The sequence below is a fragment of the Campylobacter novaezeelandiae genome (assembly GCF_004323845.1).
GTDB classification, from domain to species: domain Bacteria; phylum Campylobacterota; class Campylobacteria; order Campylobacterales; family Campylobacteraceae; genus Campylobacter_D; species Campylobacter_D novaezeelandiae.
Genome location: NZ_QPGR01000017.1, coordinates 1 through 21,998 on the forward strand (window position 1 = coordinate 1; position 21,998 = coordinate 21,998).

Genomic DNA, 21,998 nt, shown 5'->3' on the forward strand with positions numbered 1-21,998 from the left:
TAGGATTTGCAGTAATTCTTGCAGTTAAATCTCCTTTTTCTACTACTTGAACTGTTCCTACGCTTTCTTTTACTGCTTGATTATCTTGTTCTAAACCTTGTTTAGTTTGGAGTATGTTTTCATTGATCATTTCTCCCATTTTTCCAAGCTCATCATTAGAACTAATTGCAATAGGTTTTACTTCAATTTTTTCATGGTTTAAAAAGCGGAAAAAGTTTTCTAAAGATTTTAAAATAATTGGAATTCTAGCTCCTACTATTTTTCTTACACAAAAATAAACAACAACTAAAATTGCTATTAATATAAGTATAGTAACACCAATTAAATGAAATTGTAGTTTATATAAAGGCGCTAAAACAGACTTTTTAGGTGCTGTGACAACCATACTCCAACGACTTGAATCACCCATTGTGGTAAAAGTTGTTACACTAGCATAACTAAGATCTCCTGTTGAAGCAATATAATTATCCAATATTGTATCTTTATGTGCTTTTACAGCCTCTACTACTAAGTTTACAGAAGGATCTTTATTGATATCAGGTAATGTTTTCAATATAGCATTTTTATTTTTATGTATAACAATAACTCCGCTATCTGTCATTAAAAATCTTAAATCACCTTCGTAAAAATCTAATTTTGGATCAAGTATAGTTTGAGAAACCTCTAAGAAATCTAAAGTATATCCTACAACACCTACAAATTTACCACTTTTACTAAAAATAGGCATACCAAAATTTATACCCAAAAACTCGGTTCCATTATAATTTAATTTTGTTGGAGGTCCTACAAATAAAGTATCTTTATCTCCATATCTAGCTTTTTGTTTTATTGTTTTTATAATTGCTAAGTTAGAAAAACTATTTGGAGTTTTAATGGTCTTTATTCCACCAGCTTTTCCTGTAGTTTCATCAAAAAAGATCATTGCAAAAGTATTACCATTATCACTTGTAAAATGACTATCTAATGTATGAGTTTTACTTAATACTGAAGGATCTTCTAAGTAAAGAAAAGTATAAGCTGCATAACCACTACTATCAAAAGTATTTTTTATAAGACTTTCAATAACATCTACATTAACCTGATCATTTTGCTCAAACATTGCATTTAAAGAAGTGGCAATACCTTTTGTTAATACCACCGATTCGTTTAAAATGCCTTCCATATAATTTACATATCTTTTTGAAGTTAAGAAAATTGAGTCTTTGGCTTCTTTTTCCATATTAGAAGCAACTTCAACAGAAACAATGCTTACTAAAATTATCATACCTATAATGATTGCTATAGCAACCGACAAAACAAGTTTTAACCCGATATTTAAAGATCTAAAGAACATAAAAACTCCTTTATAAATAAATCATAATCTTAAAAAATTTAAAAATTTTATAGACTCAACTTAACTCATAAATCATTTTAAAAACTAAATTCAACTAAATCCAAAAATCAAGATAAAAATTATTAAATTAAATAACTCCTTTCAAATTTCATAGCCATATGGGCGAATCTTAAAAACACTAAACCAAATACAAAAAAACCCTTATTATACTCAAAAAAAAAAAAAAAAATAAATAATATATATATTTAAAAATTCTTAAAAATTAAAAAAATAATAATTAAAATTTCATAAGTCTTTTTTAAAATAAATTTATTTAATTAATTTATTAAATTTTGGAACAAAGTTTTAAAGAGTTTTTAAATAAAACATATTGCTCATTAAGATTTTTAAATTTTGGGATATAAGCATAACCACTTAAAGGATCAATAACTATACAAACTTGCTTATTGATTTTTGATCTTAATCTTATAATACAAGATTCATTTTTCTTAGCTAGAGTCTTATCGTAGACGTTTTTTGCATTTTTAAGCGGAGAATATAGTCTGCCTAATTCATCAAAAACTACTCTTGTGCTTCCGCTGCAAGCTCCCTTAAATTCCACAGAAGAAATACCAAATTGTTCTTCTATATTAAATCTTTTACTTGCCTTTTTATCAAATTTAGAAATAACTCCACTTTGTCCTGAATTCATAAGTTTTGTAGGATTTAAAATGTCTACGGCAATTTCTCTATCAAGATTAATTTCGGTTTTGCCTAAATTAGCATTCCCATCTCCATTTTTATCTAAAAAAATCGTGTAAGTTTGTTCATTATTTGTTGCAGAGAAAGATTTTATAAAATAAAGTTGCCATTTATTTTTATACCACTCTCTTTTTGCGATATTTAACTCCCCTATTCTAAAACTTCCTTGAAGTATAGCCAAATTTCTTGTATAAATAATATCATTAAGAATTTGTATAGCCCCTTCTAATAATCTATCTTTTGGCTTATAAAAACTTACCAAACCAAAAATAATCCCTATAATAAATACAACTAAAACAAGTTCTAATAAACTAAAAGCTTTTTTCATAACTTAGTTGATAATTGATTTTATGTTTTCCAAGTTTTATAGCAATGATTTTTAAATTCTTATTTTTTAATCCATCTTTTAAATACAATTTAGAACTATTTTTAATACCATAAAAACGTAATCTTTTTTGCAAAGCAGGAGAAGTTACATGAACCTCATTGATACCTTCTTTTTTAAGTTTTATGCTTAACTCTTTTGCAATATGATAATTATAAGCAAAATGTAATTTTGGATCTTTTATAAAAAAATATAAAATATGATTGCCCAAAATAAGCAAATAAAATATAACTAAAAATAAAACACTAAGTCTAATAAGAATCTTATATTTACTTCTAAATTCTGGCAATCTTACGCGATAAGATTGCATTAAGGCTTTTATGAGTAAAGGGGTGCAAATCACACAAAAAGGTAAAAAATCTTCTAAGGATAATTTTTGCCTTAAAGAGAGCAAAGAACAAAAAATAAAAGTTGTGCTGATTAAAAACCAAAGCAGATTTTTATTTTTTTTAAAAGCCAATCTATAAATCACATAAAAAAAATAAACAAATATCAAAGGTGAAAAACAAAGAGAAAAAATTCCAAGAGTATCCAAAAAATAACCTTTGGGTTTACCTCCTACATCAAAGCCATAAAAAAATACACAAGATAAAAAAAGAAAAAATGAAAAAGAAAAAAGAAAAATATCGCGCTTATAAATTCCAAAAAAGAAAAAAGTCAAAAACAAAACAATAAAAGACTTATCCACAAAAAAAGCAAAAAGCAAAAGCAAAAAAAATACAATTTTTTTCTCATATTCATAAGCACAAAGTATAGCTAAAGATAAAAAGATTACATATGAAGCTTCGTTTACAAGCAAAGCACTAGCTACACTCCCAGGCAATAAAATAAAAAGAAACAAAGAGAAAAAAACATCTTTTTCTGTTTTATTATACTTTTTAGCAAGCAAATACAATAAAATACAACTTAAAATATGAATGATTACAAAAGGCATACGCAAGCCAAAATCATTTTGTCCAAAAATAAAAGTTCCAAAATGGCTTATATAATAAAGCAAGCCTTTACTATCAAAATAAATTTTAGCTTCATCAGCGCTAATGCTTAAAGTTGAAATCCCATAAAAAAGGGCTAATAAATCTAAACCTAATAATAAAATAAAATATTTAAAATACTTGTTTTCTTTCATAAGCTAATTCTAGCTTAAATAAACTTAATAAATTTCTTAAATCATTTGTATTTTAAAAGCTCTTCATTTATCTTTTGCTCTATCTTTAAAAGCTCTTCATAGTTTTTCTTGCTTTGCTCTAAAAACTCATCAAATTTAAAACCAAGCATTACGATACGATATAAATTAGGCTTATATTTTCTCCAATTATACAAAGTGCTAACATCAATATCTAATTCATACGCCATATCACGTTTGGTTTTTTTAGGCAAAACTTTTTCTTGGTATTTAAAATTGAGTGATTTTATAGAAAATTTTCTTTATTAAAAACACTTGAAATATTCTTTGTTTTTTGATTAAAAAGATGAATATTTCGAGTGTTTTTATTTAAGCTTTTCTCAGGAAAAATATGCCCTTTATTTTTAAAATTAAGGAGGATTAATGAATGATGCAAGTGACTGGTCTATTTTTGCAACAATATTATTGTTTGTATTATACATGTTGCTTGCTATTATTGGTTTGAGCAGAAAGCATTCTAATTGGCTGATAATTTCTTTACTAAATTTATTTTTTGGTTGGACCGTCATTGTTTGGTTTGTTTGTTTAATATGGTCTTTTACGGGAAGTTTTAAGCAAACTATTATTATTAAAGAAAAAAATGAGAAATAGGAGTAAAAATGACAAAATTTTTAAGTGTTTGTAGCATAATTGCAGATTATTAAGCGGTTGTGGAAGTGATTTTCCTGGACAACTAAGTGGAGTGGTAAAAGTGCAATCAACAAACTATCCAAATGGGAATTTAAGAAGTGAAACACCTTATAATAAAGAATCAAGAGTTCATGGAGTTAAAAGAGAATTCTATGATAATGGACAAATAGCATCTGAAACAAATTATAAAGATGGTAAAAAAGAAGGGGTATATAAAAGTTTTTATCCAAATGGCAATCTTCAAGAAGAATATAGCTTCTCAAATAATAAACCTATTGGAGAATTTAAAACTTATTTTGACAATGGTCAAGTTTATCAAAGCGGAAATTATATCATTACAAAATCAAAAAAAGATGGTTTAAGTGGTATTTATAAAGAATACTATGCTAATGGACAAATAGCTAAAGAAGAAAATTATAATGATAATGGTGAACTTAATGGCGAACAAAAAGAGCATGATCGAGATGGTGCTCTAATATTTGAGGGAAACTTTAAAAATGGTAAAAAAGATGGAATTTTTAGATATTATCGAAATGGAGAGATTGTAAAAGAAGAAGAATTTAAAAATGGTGTTTTAATGCAAAAACCTAAAAATTAGAAAAATTCCAAACATGCTTAAAAAAGCAATTTTATTTTTCTTAATGGGGTTTGTCTTGCTTCAGGCCAACTCATTAGATAAATGCAACAATATAGCTGTCATTTCAAAACTTAAAAAGCAAATTCCTAAAGAAATTTCTAAAAATCTGCATGAATTATTTGTACCAGAGGTTGATTATGAAGAATTTGAGAAAAAGTTAAAAGAAATATATGGAGAAACAATTTATAGCGATATAGTTAAAATTGATTCCATTTCAAACTTTTCTATTATTTTAGATTCTTGCATGGCTATGATAAATGCCACTTTTCAAGAAAAAAAGGGTCTTTGGAGTATTGCTTATAAAGTTTCTAATTTAAATCAGGTAGAAATTATAGATATAACTTATCTTAATGGAGATTTTAATGAATATTTTTAAAGTAAACCATGGAATTTCATGGTTTACTAATATTTTCTTTATTTAATTAACTTCAAGTCTTTTTTGCTACAATTTCTTAAAAATTTTTATAAGTAAAAAATTTAAGGAAAATTATGGTTGAAGTAAAAAATCTTACTATGCGTTTTGCCAATCAACTTTTATTTGAAAATGTAAATTTAAAGCTTGTTCGAGGGCAAAGATATGGACTAATTGGTGCAAATGGTGCAGGAAAATCAACCTTTTTAAAAATTCTTTCAAATGAAATAGAAGCTAGTAGCGGAGAAGTAGTTTTTGATGAGGGATTAAGAATCGCTGTTTTAAGACAGGATCAATTTGCCTTTGAAAATTACACTATCAAAGATGCAGTAATGTGTGCAAATAAAAGATTATATGAGGCCTTAAAAGAAAAAGAAAAGCTTTATATGAGCGAAGAATTTACAGATGAAATCAATGAACGCTTAAGCGAGCTTGAAATGATATGCGCTGAAGAGGATCCAAACTATGATTGTGAAGTGCGTTGTGAAAAAATCTTAAGTTCTTTAAAAATAAAAGATTTTGATGCTTTAATGAGCACTTTAAAAAGTGCGGATAAATTTAAGGTTTTACTTGCCCAAGTATTATTTTTAGGCGCTGATGTATTATTTTTAGATGAGCCCACAAACAACCTTGATTTAGAGGCCATTTCTTGGCTTGAAAATGAACTTTTAAGACATGAGGGAACTTTAGTTGTGATTTCTCACGATAGACATTTTTTAAATAAAATTTGCACACGAATTTTAGATGTAGATTTTAAACAAATTAGAGATTTTGCAGGAAATTATGATGATTGGTATATGGCTTCTACCCTACTTGCTAAACAAGCAGAACTTAAAAGAGATAAAGCCTTAAAAGAAAAAGAAGAATTAGAAAACTTCATTCGTCGCTTTAGTGCCAATGCTTCAAAAGCAAAACAAGCCACAAGTAGAGCTAAAGCTTTGGAAAAATTGGAATTTGAAGAAATTAAAATCTCAACAAGACGCGATCCTAGTATAGTCTTTAGAACTAATAGAGAAATAGGCAATGAAATATTAGAATTTAAAGAAATTTCTAAAACCTACGATAAAAAACTTTTTTCAAATTTAAATTTAAAAATAGAAAAAAATGACAAAATAGCATTAATCGGTGCTAATGGTGTGGGTAAATCCACTCTTGCTAAAATTATTATGAATGAAATAAACCCAGATAATGGCAATGTACATTTGGGTGCTACAATGGAACTTGGATATTTTCCACAAGATACAAGCAATATTATAAATGAAAATTTAAAACTTTATGAATGGCTTATGAGTGAAAAATTTAAAGATTTAGATGAAATTCGCAAATGCTTAGGTAGAATGCTCTTTAGCGGAAGTGAACAAGAAAAAATGGCAGCTAATTTAAGTGGGGGCGAAAAACATCGCTTAATGCTCTCGCGACTTATGCTAGAAAAACCGAATTTTTTAATCTTAGATGAGCCAGATAACCATTTAGATCTTGAAAGCATTATAGCTTTAGGGGAAGCTTTGTATAATTTTAAAGGGGTAGCACTTTGCATCAGTCATGATAGAGAGTTAATAAGCTCATTTGCAAATCGTATTTGGGAATTAAAAGATGGAGAACTTTTGGATTTTCGCGGAAGTTATGAAGAATTTTTAGGAGAAAAAAATGGCTAAATTTAGAATTCAATACAGTGCTGGTTTTGGACATTTTACACAAAATCATAAAGGCTTTGGACCAACTATTTATATAGAAGAGATAGTTGAATTTGATAATGGAAAAGATTATTTTGATTATGTAGATTTTTATAAAAAATATTCTAAGGCAGATGATACTTACTTTCATATTAGTTTTTTAGAAGATAGAGCTCTAAGTGAGAAAGAACTTCAAATTCGCAATGAATATAGAAAATTAAGAGATCAAAATTGTAAAAAAGCTAAAGAAGAATTTATCAAAAATCATGAATTAGATCCTGAATTTATTGCTCCGTGCGGAGATTAAGGAACATTTTTTGCTTGCATAATTTCGTTTTTAAAAGGAGAAATAATGCAAACAAATTTTAAAATCATAAGTTCTTATGAATATGATGTTTCAAGCGGGGTTTATAAACAGGTAAATAAAGAAGTTGAAGACTTTTTTTCCAATGATCAAAGCTTTATGGATATGCTTTCAAATGAAAGTGATCAAAAGCAACAAACTTCTTTAGAAACTCAAAATAAAATCACGCCAGAAAAAGACTCTACTATAAGTTCTTATGCTTTAAATTCAAATTTGTATTCTTATCGTTTTAGACAAAATGAAAGTTTACAAATGCAATCACAATCTTCAAATCAAAATGAACAAAATGCACAAAATAAAGTTTTAAATGAACTTTTAGGAATGATTTAAACTGATAAGAATTTGAAATCTTTAAAAGAAAAATTTTTTAAAAAAATTTCAAATTCTTGTTCTTGAATCTCATTTAAATAAAGTGTTATTAATACCATATCATCTTTAAATTCTTTTTTAGAAGATATGGAAAATTTTTTAAAAAAATATTCAAAACGACTAAAAACTTTTAAATTGATAGAAATCTTAACCGTCTTTTGAATTTCATAAGGTTTTAAAATAGCATTTTCAATTACTTTGCTAACTGCTTCACTATAAGCTCTTGCAAGTCCACCCGTGCCAAGCTTAATTCCTCCAAAATAACGAACAATAATAACAGCCGTATTAATAAGTTCATTTCCCCTTAAAACATTTAAAGCAGGCATTGCAGAAGTGCCTTTTGGTTCTTTATCATCATTTTTATCTTCTATAATTTGATTAAATTCGTTCAAAATTCTATAAGCATAAACAAAATGAACTGCTTTTGGGTGATCTTTTTTAAGTTTTTCAAGTAAATTTTTAAACTCTTCAAAAGGGCATAAAAATGCCCAAAAAGTAGATTTTTTTACTTCTATTTTATTTTGATAAACTTGAACAATAGTTTTCATTTGAACCTTTTTAAAACTAGATAATATTTTTTAATTTCTTGTTGAAATATTATTAGATTTAATCAAAATTTATACAAAAATCATGATTCAAAAATGATCAAATCATAAAAAATCTTTTTAAAATATCAAAATTTAGCTATAATCAAAATTTAGCTTGAAATATTTAAGAAAATTTGACTTAAATATTAATTATTTCTAAATCAATTAAAATTAATTGATTGAAGTTAATCTATAAAAACTAATAATTAATTTTAGCTTTTAAATAAACATTTATTCTAAATTTAAGAATTATAAGGTAAATCTATGTTTTTTTTAGAATTTTTAAGTTTTTCAAGTTTAATTTTTGAAATTTTAGCTTTGTTTTTATCCTTTTATTTTAAAAATACAAAAATATTTTTCATCAATTTTGCTTTTATATTTTTTAAATTATTTTATTTTTATGCTAGCACTTTTCAAGTTCATCTTTTTACTTCATTATTTTTACCTTTTATATTTTTTATACTCTCTTTAAAAAAACAAAATGATCTTATTTTTGATAAAAAAAATATTAGCATAGTAGTATTTTTTCTTTTAATATCAATTCTAGGGCTTGTATTGATTAAAAATACAGAATTTAATGCTTCAATGCTTAATTTTCATCTTTTTAGCTTTTTTAATCCTATAAGTGAGTTAAGTTTAATATTTTTTATTTTTGAACTTATATTTCTAAGTTTTATATGTTTTAAAAAAAAGGAATTTTTCTATATAATTGCATTTATAGGAACTTACATACAATTTTTATTTAATAGCACTTTAAAAGTATCGTATTTTGAGCTCTCAAGTATAGTTTTTTGCATTTATCTTCTTCATCAAACTTATAAAAATATCTTTTTTGATCCTTTAACTAAATTTCCAAATGAAAAAAAACTTATGTATTTTATAAAAGGAAAAAAAGAATTTAGCATAGCATTACTTCATTTTACAGAATTCAAATTTACAAAAGAAAGCTATAAAAAACTTATTTTAAAACAAATCGCTAAAACTTTAAAATATTTAAAAGCTAAAATTTTTATAGTGGAGAATGATTTTGTTTTTATATTTAAAGACGAAAATACAGCTTTAACTCATCTCTCTTATATAGAGTCTTTATTGAAAAATACAGAAATATGTCTTGAAAATGAAAAATTCAAACCAGAATTTAAAATATTTTTAAAAAATAATCAAAATAATATTAAAGAAAGTTTAAAATTTCTAAGGGAAAAACTCCCTTAGAAATTATTTTTCAAGTACTTCAGCCTCAATAATCAATTTTATATCATCACTTAAAGTTATCGTTGAAGTGCTAGAAGCAAATTTAAAATCAGATCGTTTAATTAAACCATTTAAAGCAAACCCTACTTTTTCTTTACCATCTTTTGCTTTAATTACTCCACCAATCTCAGTATCCAATACCACTTCTTTAGACACACCAGCTATAGTTAAAACTCCTGTCATTTTTCCTTTTTCATTACTTATTTTCTCATATTTTTTCATCACAAAAGTCATATCTGGATATTTTTTTGCTTTAAAAAAATCATCTTGCAATAAATGGTTATCTCTTGTTTGATTTTCTGTATTGACAGAAGATACTTTAATTGTTGCTTCTAATTTTTTAAATTCAAAAGTTTTTGGATCAAAATCAATCATAGCATTATAGTCTTTAAAACTTCCGTTAACATTGCTAATTTGCAAATGTTTAATTTTAAAACCGACATTTGTATGTGATTTATCTAGCGTAAATTCTTTAGCAAAAGCTGCACTTCCCAACAAAGAAAAAGCTAAAATCGAGCTTAAAAAAATTTTTTTCATTATTTCTCCTAAATATTTTATTAAAAAAACAAAAATATTTTATTTAGCAAAAATTAACTAAGCATTAATCAAAAGATTTTATTAAAAATTTAACAAAATCATTAAAATCAGCTAAATTCAAATCTTTTTTATCTCTTTGTTGCTTGCCCCACATGCACTCAGGAAAAAAAGCATCTTCTTTAAATCTTGCCATTATATGAAAATGCACCCTTGGAACATAATTTGCAAAAGATGCTATATTTATTTTATCAGGTCTATAAAATTGAATCATAGCTTTTTCACATGCTAAAATTTTTTTAAATAATTCTTCTTGTAAAAAACTAGGACAATCGCTAAATTCTTTATAAGGTTCTTTAGTGAAAATTTTAATCCAAGGAATTTGAGAATTTTCTTTTTCTATATAAATTAACTCATTTTCATAAATCATTTAAACTCCTTAAAACTGTTTATCAAATTCTACAAAATTTTTATTTTTATAAAAATTTAGATAAAATAAAATATAAATTTTTAAAGTAAAGGAGTTTAAAATGAATATTAATTTTAATACAAATTATTCTTTAAATCTTGCTCAACAAAACTCCTCCAATAAAGCTTTAAATAATAAAGATAAAAATGAAGACGATACACAAAAACAAGTTGTCAATGGCTTAGAACTTGATGCTAAACAAATACAACAATTAAGAGAATTACAAAGTACAGATAGGGAAGTAAAAGCTCATGAAGCAGCACATCAGGCCGCTGGAGGATCTTTAGCAGGTGGAGCAAGCTATAGCTATGTTAAAGGTCCTGACAATCAAATGTATGCAGTATCTGGAGAAGTTCCTATACGTATGCAAAAGGGCAATACTCCAGATGAAACCATAGCCAATGCAAGACAAATTGCTTCAGCAGCTATAGCACCTGCTAATCCTAGTCCTCAAGATTATAAAGTTGCAGCAAATGCTCTTAAACTTGAAATGGAAGCAAGATCTGAAGCAGTAAAGCTTAAAGCCGAAAAAAATATTCAAGATAAAAAAGATAAAGAACAAAACGAAAACACAAATAAAACTGAAAATAATAAAGATTTTAAAAATTTTGTTAGCAATATTTATAAAAATAATTCTTTAGATTTAAGTTTAAATTTTAATATAGCTTCTTAAAATCTAAGCTTTATAAGCTTAGATTTCATTTACCATATCACTAGGATTTATCAAACGATCAAAATCTTTCTCACTAATCAATCCAAGTTCCATAGCACTTTGTTTTAAAGATATCCCTTTTTTATAAGCGTTTTTTGCGACTTTAGCGGCATTTTCATAGCCAATATGTGGACTTAAGGCTGTTACTAACATTAAAGAATTATTTAAATGATATGCTATTTTTTCTTTATCAGGTTTAATGCCTTCTACGCAATGTATATTGAAAGAATTCATAGCATCACTTAATAAATCAAGACTTTGTAAAAAATTATAAATAATTACGGGCTTAAAAACATTAAGTTCAAAATTTCCTTGCGATGCTGCAAAACCTATAGTGACATCATTTCCCATAATTTGAACAGCAACCATAGTTAAAGCTTCACATTGGGTTGGATTTACCTTACCAGGCATTATAGAACTTCCAGGCTCATTCTCAGGCAAAATAAGCTCGCCAAAACCACATCTTGGACCAGAAGCTAAAAAACGAATATCATTTGCAATCTTCATTAAATTCGCTGCTAAAGCTTTTAAAGCTCCATGTGCAAAAACTATAGCATCATGACTTGTTAAAGCATGAAATTTATTTGGATTAGAAACAAATTTTATTCCAATGATTTTAGTTAATTCTTCACTTACTCTTTGAGAAAGTTCTGGATAAGCATTAAGACCTGTACCAACAGCTGTTCCTCCTATAGCAAGCTCTCTTAAATTCTCTAAAGAAAGCAATATTTGTTTACGTGTATGTATTAGCATAGATAAATAACCGCTAAATTCCTGAGATAAAGTTAGAGGGGTAGCATCTTGTAAATGGGTGCGTCCAATTTTAATAATTCCTTTAAATTCTTTTACTTTTTGCTCAAAAACAGCAATTAAATTATCCAATGAAGGAATGAGTTTATTTTCAATTTGTTCAACGCAAACAATATGCATAACAGTCGGAAAAGTATCATTTGAACTTTGAGACATATTTACATGATCATTTGGATGTATTAATTTTTCTTTACGAAAATCTCCGCCTAGAATTTCAGTAGCGCGATTTGCTATTACTTCATTTAAATTCATATTTGTTTGAGTTCCAGAGCCTGTTTGCCAAATAGCAAGCGGAAAATTATCATCAAATTTTCCCTCTATAATTTCATCACAAGCTTTTATAATAGCGTCTTTTTTTTCATTATCAAGTTTAGCTAGATCATTATTTACTATAGCTAAAGCTTTTTTAAGGTTGGCAAAAGCATAAATTAAAACCTTTGGCATTTTTTCATTGCCTATCTTGAAATTTTCAAAACTTCTTTGAGTTTGAGCCCCCCAATATTTATCATCTAAAACTTGAATTTCTCCCATAGTATCACGTTCTACTCTATACTGCATAATAAATTCCTTTTAATTAAAAAATTAATTTATATTAATTAAAACTAATATAAATTAAACTTTAAAATAATGACCTTAGATAAAAAATACTTTCAATTGAGATAAAATTACACATTTATTCAACCGTTACACTTTTTGCAAGATTACGCGGCATATCAACATCATTACCAAGCCTTATTGATATTTCCATTGCCAAAAGTTGAGTGATAAGCATCATTTCAAAAAATTCACACATATAGTGTTCTTGCTCTGTTGTTCTAATAAAATCATCGCTTAAATCAAATTCCAAAGGAGAAATACTAAGCAAAGTAGAATCTCTAGCGATAAGCTCTTCTACATTTGATTTTGTTTTTTCATAAAGCATATTTTTTGGCATTAAAGCAATAGTATAAAGCTTAGAATCAGCTAATGCTATAGGCCCATGCTTCATTTCACCAGCTGGGTATCCTTCTGCATGTAAATAAGAAAGTTCTTTTAATTTTAAAGCACCCTCTAAAGCTAATGGATAAAATACATCTCTACCTATATAAAAAAAGCCATGCCCATCTAAATACCTTTTAGAAATTCTATGAATTTTATCGTGTAATTTTTGTGTTACAACAACACAATTTGGTATATGAAGCAAGGCTTTAATTTCATCATTTAAATTTTGATTTTTCTTTTGAGCCATAAAAATAGCTAACATCCAAAGCGTTAAAACTTGCGTTGCAAATGCTTTCGTTGAAGCTACTCCCTTTTCAATTCCAGCACGCGTTAAAAGACTTAAATGCGCCAAACGCACGATACTAGAATTATCTACATTGCAAACAGCAAAAGTTCTAGCACCTTTTTCTTTGGCAATTTTCAAAGCTTCTAAAGTATCTGCTGTTTCGCCACTTTGAGAAATCACAATAAATAAAGAATTTTTAGAAATAATAGCTTCCCTATATCTAAATTCACTTGCAATTTCTACTTTGGCTTTAATTTTTGCAATCCTTTCAAACAAATAAGCACTAGCAAGTGCTGCATGATAACTAGTTCCACAAGCACATAAGGTAATTTCATTTATATCACTTAAGTCTTCATTTTCAAGCTCATCAAAAATAACCTCATCTCCATTAACCCTACCCATTAAAACTTCACTTAATACTCTGCTTTGCTCATAAATTTCTTTTTCCATAAAAAATCTAAAACCATCTTTTTTTGCGTAAGATTTATCGCTTAATAATTTAGAAAAAGATTTATTTTTTAATTCATCATTTTCATAAATAACAAGCTCATCTTTATTGGCATAACCAAAACTTAAATCTTCAAGATAAATAACTTCTTCACTAAGACCGACCAAAGGAGAATCTGCTGATGCAAAAAAGAGTTCATTTTGTGAATTTCTTCCTATAATCAACGGAGCAGCATTTTTAGCAAAAAAAACTTTATTTTGATCCTTTTTGCTAAGAAGTAAAATAGCAAAAGCTCCCTTAAGCTCTTTTACAGTATGTTTAAAAGCTTCAAAAGCATTTAAATCTTTAGCATAAAATTCAAAAAGCTTAACAATCACTTCGGTATCTGTTTGACTTAAAAATGAAATTCCATTTTTCTCTAGTTTATCTTTAATTTCTTTATAATTTTCTATGATTCCATTATGAATTACACAAGAGTATTCTCCTAAATGTGGATGAGCATTTATCTCAGTTGCTTTACCATGTGTTGCCCATCTTGTATGCCCTATAGCAAAACCATAACCTTCACTTTCGAAACTAGCACATTTGTTTGTTAAATTTTCAAGCTTACCAACAGCTTTAAAAAAATCAAGCTCCAATCCTTTCATAACAGCTAAACCAGCGCTATCATAACCTCTATATTCAAGCTCTTTTAATCCATCTAAAATAATTTGTTTTTTTTCTTTATTGCCTATATAACCTACAATACCACACATTTTTACCTACTTTATAAATAATTTATTTTTAATTTTAACTTCTTTTTTTAAATAAATTCTATTCAGTTTAAAACACTATAAATAATCTTAATTATTTTTACTTAAAACAAGAAATTTATTTTTAAATAAAATTTTATAAACTCTTTTTCAGTAAGCTAAATTTATAATGCTAAAATTATAAAAACAACGGAATTATAAATTTATTATGAAAAATCTAATTACAAAGCTAGAAAATCAATCAAGGCTAAATGAAGAAGAGGCAAATCAACTTTGGGATTTAGATCTTTTTGTTTTAGCCAAATATGCTCAAAAAAAACGTTTTGAGCTTCACGGCAAAAAAGTATATTTTAATGCAAATCGTCATATTAATCCGACTAATATTTGTGCTGATACTTGTAAATTTTGTGCATTCTCGGCACATCGAAAAAATCCCAATCCTTATATAATGACCCATGAAGAAATCATAAAGATTGTAGATGAAACTGTTGCAAGAGGAACTAAAGAAATTCATATTGTTTCAGCACACAATAAAGATACAACTTGGCAATGGTATTTAGAAATTTTTAAAATGATAAAGGAAAAATATCCAAAAATCCATATTAAAGCTATGACAGCAGCAGAAATTGACTTTTTACACAGACGCTTTAACATGAGTTATGAAGAAGTAATCAATAAAATGCTAGAATATGGTGTTGATAGTATGCCAGGAGGCGGAGCTGAAATTTTTGATGAAAAAATACGCAATAAAATTTGCAAAGGAAAAGTGAGTAGCGAAAACTGGCTTAAAATCCATAAACTTTGGCATCAAAAAGGTAAGCAAAGCAATGCTACAATGCTTTTTGGACATATAGAAGAAAGAAAACATCGTATTGATCATATGCTAAGACTTAGAGCTTTGCAAGATGAAACAAATGGTTTTAATGCTTTTATTCCTTTGGTATGGCAAAGAAACAATAGTTTCATTCAAGCAGATAAAATTATGGATAGTGAGGAAATTTTAAAAACAATTTCTATTTCAAGAATTGTTTTAGATAACATTAAAAATATTAAAGCCTATTGGGCTACTATGGGACTTAATCTTGCTATGGTAGCTCAAGAATTTGGAGCTAACGATCTTGATGGAACTATAGAAAAAGAAAGTATACAAAGTGCCGGAGGAGCAAAAAGTGCTAATGGGGTTAATTTAAAAACCTTTATCGATATGATAAAAACTTCAAATCTAATTCCAGTAGAACGCGATAGTTTATATAACGAACTTAAAACTTATTAAGGTTTAAAAATGGATTTTTTCAAACTCAAACAAAATAATACCAATGTTAAAACAGAAATTATTGCTGGTATTACAACCTTTTTAACCATGATTTATATCATACCTGTAAATTCTCATATAATGAGTAATTCTGGCATGCATTTAGAGGGATTAATTATTGCCACTGCTTTAGTTACCATAATAGCAAGTGCTTTTAATGCTTTTTTTGCCAATACGCCTGTAGCTATGAGTGTTGGAATGGGTATGAATACTTATTTTACTTTTAGTGTTTGTCTAGCTCAAAATATATCTTGGCAAAGTGCACTAGGTGCTGTTTTTATCTCAGGCTTTATCTTTTTGCTTTTATCTTTTACAAATTTTAGAATTTGGATTATACGTAATATTCCTAAAGATTTACGTTTGGCAATGTGTGCAGGACTTGGATGTTTTGTAACATTTTTAGGGCTTGGACAAATGGGGATAATTGCTAAAGATGATAATGTTTTTGTGCGCATTGGAGATTTTAGCGATCCTAATGTTCTTTTTGGAATTTTTACACTTATTTTAATTTTATTTTTATGGGTTATAAAAATAAAAGGAGCTTTTATTATAGGAATTTTACTTAGCTCCATTATTGCTTGGGTATTTAATATCAACAATGCTTCATTTCCTGAGCATTTTTTTTCTTTTCCAAATTTTAGCCAAGAAAATGGCTTAGGTAGTATTTTTGCCAAACTAGATATTTTAAGTGCTTTAAATATTTTTATGATTCCAGTTATTCTAACCTTTTTAATTACTCAACTCTTTGATAGTTTGGGCACTATTACAGGAGTTGGAGAAAGAGGAAAAATTTTTGATGACCCTAAAGAAGGAGAAAAAAAATTAGGAATGACTTTAGCAAGTGATGCCGTAGGTTCTACAATCGGATCCATAGTAGGAACTTCAACTGTTACTGCCTTTGTTGAAAGTACCACAGGGGTTGAAAGCGGTGGAAGAACTGGGCTTACAGCTTTAGTTGTTGCATTTTGTTTTATTTTAACATTGTTTTTACTTCCTTTATTTAAGGCTATACCTGCTAATTCCATTAATCCAGTATTAATAATGGTCGGAATCTTGATGTTTATGGAAGTAAGAAATATTAATTTTAAAGATGATGCTATAGCTGTTGCTTCATTTTTTACTATAATTATGATGCCTTTTACTTATTCTATAACAACAGGCTTTGCTTTTGGTTTTATCTCTTATTTACTTGTGCGTATATTTAAAAAAGAATGGGATAAACTTAATATGGGTATCATAATATTATCTCTTATTTCTTTAGGAAACTTTTTATTAATTGCTTTAGAAGGAAAAATATGATTTTTTACTCTTATGATGAATTTGAAGATGATGTTAAAACTTTAGCAAGAGAGATTAAAGATAATTTTAATCCAGATGCTATAGTTGCCATAGCAAGAGGAGGAATGACTCTTGGACATTCTTTAGCAGTAGCTCTAAATACACGCAATCTTTTTTGTCTTAATTCTATACATTATAATGACACACAAAAATTAGATACTATTAAAATCTTTAATATCCCTGATCTTAATGCTTATAAAAAAATTCTTTTAGTCGATGATATCGTAGATAGCGGAGAGAGTATCAAAGAAATTAAAAGAGTATTAGAAGAAAAATTTACCCATATTGATCTAAAAGTAGCTACAATTTTTTACAAAAAAAATGCTCTTTTAATCCCTGAATTTAAAACCAAAGAAGCAACAGAGTGGGTAAATTTTTATTGGGATATTCTTATTGATTAATAAGCTCTAAAAATTTTTAAGGATATATTTGAAACTAAAAGCTATTATTTTATTTTTCTTTTTAATTGCCAATTTTACGCTTGCCAATGAGATCAACGACTTTGAAGATGAATTTTCACAATACAAAGTAAATGATCCTTTATCAGGTTACAACAAAGTTATGACACGCTTTAATGTTTTTTTATATGATTATGCCTTAAGACCTACTCTTATGGCTTATACAAAAATCACCCCAAAAGCTTTTAGAATAGGTGTTAAAAATTTTTTTGATAATCTAGCTTTTCCTTTAAGATTTATAAATAATACTTTACAATTTAAATTTGAACATGCTGGAGAAGAAAGCAAACGTTTTATAGCTAATACTATTTTAGGATTTGGCGGGATAATGAATGCTGCTGATGCCTTACATTTAAAAAAATATCCTGCAGATTTTGGAAGCACTTTAGCTCATTGGGGTATAGGCAGTGGGTTTCACCTTGTTTTACCGATACTTGGACCTAGTAATTTAAGAGATTCTTTAAGCTTACCTGTTGATTGGTTTTTATATCCTAGTGCTTATATCAATCCTGATTGGGCGAGTTTTGCAATAAGTGCTTATGCTTATGGCAATGAAATTTCTTTCAGAATTGATGAAATTGATGAAATTTATCACAATACCCCAAATCTTTATCCATTTTTACGTGATGCTTATGAGCAAAGACGTATAGAAATTAGTAAATAAGGAAAAAAATGAAAAAAATATTTTTAATTTTAGCTCTTGTCTTAAATGTATTTGCTTTAAAACTAGATGAAATTGAAAGTTTAATGCAAAAAAATATTGATCAAAGTCTTAAGATCCTGCAAAATACAAAAGGGGATAAAAAAGAAGCTGCAAAGGAAATTTTTAAACTTTTTGATCATATAATTGATTATAAACTTATGGCAAAACTTTCTCTTTCAAAATATTATAATAACTTAAGTAAAGAGGAACAAGAAAAATTTACACAAGCCTTTGAAGAAAATCTTAAAAAAAGTTTCACCGATAAACTAAATCTTTATAAAGATCAAGTATTAAAAGTAAAATATGGTGAAGAAAAAAATAAAAATCGTTATTTTTTAACAAGCTCAATGATAATTGACGGGGAAGAAAAAAACGTGATATTTAAATTTTATAATCAAAACAATGATTGGCTTATTTATGATGTAGATGTCTTGGGTATAAGCATTATCCAAACTTATCGCTCTCAATTTAGTGATATTTTGGAAAATAATGACTTTAACGCTCTAATGAAAAAGATTAAAGATATCAACATAGACTAAATGCTAATTTATTTTCTAAAAAAAATTATTGCTTATCCTAAAATTACCTTAATTGGTACTTTAGCTTTTTGCATCATTTTAAGTTTTTTTTCTTTAAAACTGCAAATTGATGCAAGTGCTGATAGTCTTCTTTTAGAAGATGACAAAGATTTAAAAATCTTTAGAGAAATATCTAAAGATTATAAGAGTGATGATTTTTTAATCATAGCTTTTAAACCAAAAGATCTTGATCCTTTTTCAAAACAAAGTTTAGAAAAATTAAAAAAAATACATAAAGATTTAGAAAATTCTTATAATGTTGAACGTGTTTTAAGTATTATAAATGCACCTCTTCTCCAAAGCAATGATCAAGCAGATTTAAAAGAACTTATTAAAAATATCCCAAATATTACTTTTAAAGATATCAATTTAAGCAAAGCTAAAAATGAAATTCTAAATAGCCCTTTTTATAAAAATAATATCATTTCTAAAGACGGAACAACTACAGCTTTAATCATTTATTTAAATCCTGATTTAAAATTAAATCAACTTTTAGATCAAAAATATAAAGCAAATCAATTACAAAAAGAAAAATACCAAAATCAAATCCAAGAACATCAAAACTCACAAAAAATCATTACAAAAAAAAGCTTAGATCAAATCAAGCATATTATGCAAAATTATCAAAAAAATGGAGATGAGCTTTATATTAGCGGTATAAGTTTAATAGCTGAAGATATGATTTCTTATATAAAAGATGATCTTTTAATTTATGGCTTTGCTCTTATATTGTTACTTAGTTTAGCCTTGTATTATTTTTTTAGATCTTTACGCTTTGTATTTTTGCCTCTTTTTATTTGTTTTATTAGCCTGAGTTCTGCAAGTGGAGTTTTTGCTTTGCTTGGTTTTAAAATTACTGTCATCTCTTCTAATTATGTGGCACTAATTCTTATCATAACTCTTAGCGTGGTAATTCATTTAATTACGCATTTTATAGAATGCTCTAATAAATTTCCACACGCTAAAATACAAAATGTCATTCTTGCAACCCTTTTAGCCAAAGCAAAGCCGAGTTTTTATGCTATTTTGACTACAATGATAGGATTTTTAAGCTTAGTTTTTTCAAATATAGAGCCTATTATAAAACTAGGGATTATGATGAGTATTGGCATAAGCTTAAGCTTAGTACTTAGTTATCTTTTCTTAGGAAGTATTTTAGTTCTTTTAAAGCCAAAAAATTATAGTAAAAAGGAATTTAAATTCAATTTTTTAAATTTTTGTGCAAAGTCAAGTTTAAATCATAGAAAATTAATTTATACCTTAACTTTTTTAGCAAGTATTTTTGCACTAGCTGGAATTTCTTTTTTAAGGGTTGAAAATTCTTTTGTTAATTATTTTAAAGATGGAAGCGAGATAAAAAAAGGATTATTACTAATTGACACAAAATTAGGCGGAACCTTACCCTTGGATATAATTATAAAATTTAAAGATAATTCTAAATTTCAAAATAATGATAATTTAGATAGTTTTGAAAATGAATTTGAAGCTTTAAGCAATGAAAAAACATACTGGTTTAATGCAAAAAAAATTCGCATAGTAAAAAAAATACATCAATATCTAGAAAATAAACCATATATAGGTTCTGTTTTAAGCTTAAATAGTCTTTTAACTTTGGGAAAAAATATCAATGATGGTAAAGATTTAGATGATTTTGCTCTGGCCTTTTTAAATGAAAATTTACCTAATGATTTTAAAAAAGATTTGCTTTCTCCTTTTGTAAATATAGACAAAAACGAATTAAGATTTACTATGCGCATTGTAGATTCTGATCCGAATTTACGCCGTAATGAATTTTTAAAAGAATTAAATAAAGAATTAAACGATCTCTTAAAAAATGATGATGTTTCAGTGCAAATTGCCGGAGTTATGGTGCTTTATAATAATATGCTTCAAAGTCTCTTTTCATCGCAATTTAACACTTTGATATTTGTTATTTTAGTAATATTTATTCTTTTTATTTTAATATTTAAAGATTTAAAATTTTCTATTATCGCCCTTGTTGTAAATATTATCCCAATTAGTGTTGTTTTTGCTCTTATGGGAATTTTAAATATACCTTTAGATATGATGAGTATAACTATAGCTGCTATTTCTATGGGTATAGGAGTTGATGATGCTATTCATTATATCTATCGTTTTAAACAAACCATTAAAAATAAAAATATAAAAGAAGCTATTTTAAATACACACAATTCAATAGGATCAGCACTTTATTATACAAGTATAAGTATCATCTTAGGATTTAGTGTAATGATGAGTAGTAATTTTATACCAACAATTTATTTTGGAGCCTTAACTATATTTGTAATGATACTACTTTTACTAGGAAGTTTATTTTTACTTCCTAGTCTTTTAATTACTTTTAAGAAAAATCAATAAGCCTTGCTTAGCACTTTAATCAAAATTTGTGCTAAATTTAAGGCTTTAAATCTATGCGAAATAAGATTTTTATCATGATCTTCAAGCTGAGCTAAGGTTTTTGTAAAACCATCAGGGATAAACAAAGAATCATAACCAAAACCATTTTCCCCTCTTTCTTCGCAAATCACTTTTCCATGCATCCATCCATGCGAACTAAAATCTCCAAATTTAGAACTTATTCCAATAGCTGCTGTATAAAAAGCTTTACTTTCAAAAATACCTTTTTTTTGAAGCTCGTCTATAAGTTTTTTACGGTTATCCTTATCAGTTTGCGATTTTGAAAATCTTGCAGAATAAATACCAGGTTTTCCATCTAAGGCCTCAACACAAATTCCACTATCATCACTTAAAACAATAAAATCATTCTGCTTATCTTTATCCAAAGCATTAAAAACTGCTCTTGATTTTATTAGGGCATTTTCTTTAAAAGAGGCACCATTTTCTTCTATATCAAAAGCTTGTATAATATCGCTAAATGCGTAAACTTCATAATTTGTCAAAATATTTTTACACTCATAAACCTTATGAGCATTATTTGTCGCAAGTATAATTTTATTTTTAAACATAAAATACCTCAGATAAATTTTATTTTATTATTTAGAATTTTAATCTTATTAAATAAGATAAAACT

24 protein-coding genes are annotated in these 21,998 nt (G+C 26.9%); 14 read left to right on the forward strand and 10 right to left on the reverse strand.

All coding sequences use genetic code 11. From position 1 onward, the window contains the following. The 4 genes from DU473_RS07290 to DU473_RS07305 form a co-directional block, all read right to left on the reverse strand. The coding region (locus tag DU473_RS07290; protein WP_187347527.1) for a PDC sensor domain-containing protein at nucleotides 1-1,333 on the reverse strand (1,333 nt) is incomplete at its 3' end. Between the two features lie 325 nt (nucleotides 1,334-1,658). Next, complete coding sequence (locus DU473_RS07295; protein ID WP_131186879.1) at nucleotides 1,659-2,402, reverse strand: pilus assembly FimT family protein; 744 nt, start codon at nucleotides 2,400-2,402, stop codon at nucleotides 1,659-1,661. Then, nucleotides 2,386-3,585, reverse strand: coding sequence for a glycosyltransferase family protein (locus DU473_RS07300; protein ID WP_131186880.1), 1,200 nt, complete (start codon nucleotides 3,583-3,585; stop codon nucleotides 2,386-2,388). Before DU473_RS07300 ends, DU473_RS07295 begins: the two co-directional genes overlap by 17 nt. 41 nt (nucleotides 3,586-3,626) lie before the next feature. Then, nucleotides 3,627-3,836: a transcriptional regulator gene (locus DU473_RS07305; protein WP_131165857.1), complete on the reverse strand. Its 210-nt coding sequence runs from the start codon at nucleotides 3,834-3,836 to the stop codon at nucleotides 3,627-3,629. 169 nt (nucleotides 3,837-4,005) lie between these two features. On the opposite strand from DU473_RS07305, the gene DU473_RS07310 reads away from it, so the two are divergent. The 6 genes from DU473_RS07310 (at nucleotide 4,006) to DU473_RS07335 (ending at nucleotide 7,688) form a co-directional block, all read left to right on the forward strand. Next, nucleotides 4,006-4,233 carry a superinfection immunity protein gene (locus DU473_RS07310; RefSeq protein WP_131186881.1) on the forward strand — a complete coding sequence of 76 codons (228 nt, stop codon included), beginning with the start codon at nucleotides 4,006-4,008 and terminating at the stop codon, nucleotides 4,231-4,233. Nucleotides 4,234-4,333: 100 nt separating this feature from the next. Next, entirely contained in the window at nucleotides 4,334-4,870 is a 537-nt protein-coding gene (locus tag DU473_RS07315) for a toxin-antitoxin system YwqK family antitoxin (protein WP_262868254.1), read from the forward strand. A gap of 43 nt (nucleotides 4,871-4,913) precedes the next feature. Continuing rightward, nucleotides 4,914-5,285, forward strand: coding sequence for a hypothetical protein (locus tag DU473_RS07320; protein WP_187347528.1), 372 nt, complete (start codon nucleotides 4,914-4,916; stop codon nucleotides 5,283-5,285). Between the two features lie 113 nt (nucleotides 5,286-5,398). Further along, the gene (locus tag DU473_RS07325; protein WP_131186883.1) at nucleotides 5,399-6,976 is read left to right on the forward strand and encodes an ABC-F family ATP-binding cassette domain-containing protein; all 1,578 of its coding nucleotides are present in this window, start codon (nucleotides 5,399-5,401) and stop codon (nucleotides 6,974-6,976) included. Beyond that, the gene (locus DU473_RS07330; protein ID WP_131186884.1) at nucleotides 6,969-7,301 is read left to right on the forward strand and encodes a hypothetical protein; all 333 of its coding nucleotides are present in this window, start codon (nucleotides 6,969-6,971) and stop codon (nucleotides 7,299-7,301) included. The genes DU473_RS07325 and DU473_RS07330 overlap by 8 nt, the downstream gene beginning before the upstream one ends. A gap of 45 nt (nucleotides 7,302-7,346) precedes the next feature. Further along, nucleotides 7,347-7,688 carry a hypothetical protein gene (locus DU473_RS07335; RefSeq protein WP_131186885.1) on the forward strand — a complete coding sequence of 114 codons (342 nt, stop codon included), beginning with the start codon at nucleotides 7,347-7,349 and terminating at the stop codon, nucleotides 7,686-7,688. Here the strand turns inward: DU473_RS07335 and DU473_RS07340 are convergent. Continuing rightward, entirely contained in the window at nucleotides 7,685-8,275 is a 591-nt protein-coding gene (locus tag DU473_RS07340; RefSeq protein WP_131186886.1) for an IMPACT family protein, read from the reverse strand. The genes DU473_RS07335 and DU473_RS07340 overlap by 4 nt on opposite strands. 303 nt (nucleotides 8,276-8,578) lie before the next feature. Here DU473_RS07340 and DU473_RS07345 point away from each other — a divergent pair, with 303 nt between their 5' ends. Beyond that, nucleotides 8,579-9,526: a hypothetical protein gene (locus DU473_RS07345; RefSeq protein ID WP_131186887.1), complete on the forward strand. Its 948-nt coding sequence runs from the start codon at nucleotides 8,579-8,581 to the stop codon at nucleotides 9,524-9,526. Between the two features lie 3 nt (nucleotides 9,527-9,529). Here DU473_RS07345 and DU473_RS07350 read toward each other — a convergent pair whose 3' ends face one another. Then, a complete protein-coding gene (locus DU473_RS07350) occupies nucleotides 9,530-10,102 on the reverse strand; it encodes a YceI family protein (RefSeq protein ID WP_131186888.1) in 573 nt (190 codons plus the stop codon). 64 nt (nucleotides 10,103-10,166) lie between these two features. Next, entirely contained in the window at nucleotides 10,167-10,529 is a 363-nt protein-coding gene (locus DU473_RS07355) for an HIT family protein (protein WP_131186889.1), read from the reverse strand. Between the two features lie 100 nt (nucleotides 10,530-10,629). On the opposite strand from DU473_RS07355, the gene DU473_RS07360 reads away from it, so the two are divergent. Then, nucleotides 10,630-11,241 (forward strand): putative metalloprotease CJM1_0395 family protein, encoded by a 612-nt coding sequence (locus DU473_RS07360; protein ID WP_131186890.1) that lies wholly within the window; start codon nucleotides 10,630-10,632, stop codon nucleotides 11,239-11,241. Nucleotides 11,242-11,259: 18 nt separating this feature from the next. On the opposite strand, the gene fumC is transcribed toward DU473_RS07360, so the two are convergent. Next, nucleotides 11,260-12,648 (reverse strand): class II fumarate hydratase, encoded by a 1,389-nt coding sequence (fumC, locus tag DU473_RS07365; protein WP_131186891.1) that lies wholly within the window; start codon nucleotides 12,646-12,648, stop codon nucleotides 11,260-11,262. Between the two features lie 115 nt (nucleotides 12,649-12,763). Next, nucleotides 12,764-14,560, reverse strand: coding sequence for a glutamine--fructose-6-phosphate transaminase (isomerizing) (glmS, locus tag DU473_RS07370; protein ID WP_131186892.1), 1,797 nt, complete (start codon nucleotides 14,558-14,560; stop codon nucleotides 12,764-12,766). Nucleotides 14,561-14,765: 205 nt separating this feature from the next. Here glmS and mqnE point away from each other — a divergent pair, with 205 nt between their 5' ends. The 6 genes from mqnE to DU473_RS07400 are packed head-to-tail and all read left to right on the forward strand — an operon-like array spanning nucleotide 14,766 to nucleotide 21,325. Continuing rightward, nucleotides 14,766-15,830 (forward strand): aminofutalosine synthase MqnE, encoded by a 1,065-nt coding sequence (mqnE, locus tag DU473_RS07375; protein ID WP_131186893.1) that lies wholly within the window; start codon nucleotides 14,766-14,768, stop codon nucleotides 15,828-15,830. 9 nt (nucleotides 15,831-15,839) lie between these two features. Beyond that, nucleotides 15,840-17,168 carry an NCS2 family permease gene (locus DU473_RS07380; RefSeq protein ID WP_131186894.1) on the forward strand — a complete coding sequence of 443 codons (1,329 nt, stop codon included), beginning with the start codon at nucleotides 15,840-15,842 and terminating at the stop codon, nucleotides 17,166-17,168. After that, nucleotides 17,165-17,608, forward strand: coding sequence for a phosphoribosyltransferase (locus tag DU473_RS07385; protein WP_131186895.1), 444 nt, complete (start codon nucleotides 17,165-17,167; stop codon nucleotides 17,606-17,608). The genes DU473_RS07380 and DU473_RS07385 overlap by 4 nt, the downstream gene beginning before the upstream one ends. A gap of 22 nt (nucleotides 17,609-17,630) precedes the next feature. After that, entirely contained in the window at nucleotides 17,631-18,329 is a 699-nt protein-coding gene (locus DU473_RS07390; protein WP_131186896.1) for an MlaA family lipoprotein, read from the forward strand. A gap of 8 nt (nucleotides 18,330-18,337) precedes the next feature. Continuing rightward, nucleotides 18,338-18,907, forward strand: coding sequence for an MlaC/ttg2D family ABC transporter substrate-binding protein (locus tag DU473_RS07395; RefSeq protein WP_131186897.1), 570 nt, complete (start codon nucleotides 18,338-18,340; stop codon nucleotides 18,905-18,907). Further along, on the forward strand, nucleotides 18,908-21,325 hold the full coding sequence (locus tag DU473_RS07400) for an efflux RND transporter permease subunit (RefSeq protein ID WP_131186898.1): 2,418 nt from the start codon (nucleotides 18,908-18,910) through the stop codon (nucleotides 21,323-21,325). It begins immediately after the preceding gene. Here DU473_RS07400 and rdgB read toward each other — a convergent pair. Further along, nucleotides 21,319-21,933 (reverse strand): RdgB/HAM1 family non-canonical purine NTP pyrophosphatase, encoded by a 615-nt coding sequence (gene rdgB / locus DU473_RS07405; RefSeq protein ID WP_131186899.1) that lies wholly within the window; start codon nucleotides 21,931-21,933, stop codon nucleotides 21,319-21,321. The two genes, DU473_RS07400 and rdgB, sit on opposite strands and share 7 nt — an antisense overlap. Between the last annotated feature and the right edge of the window lie 65 nt (nucleotides 21,934-21,998).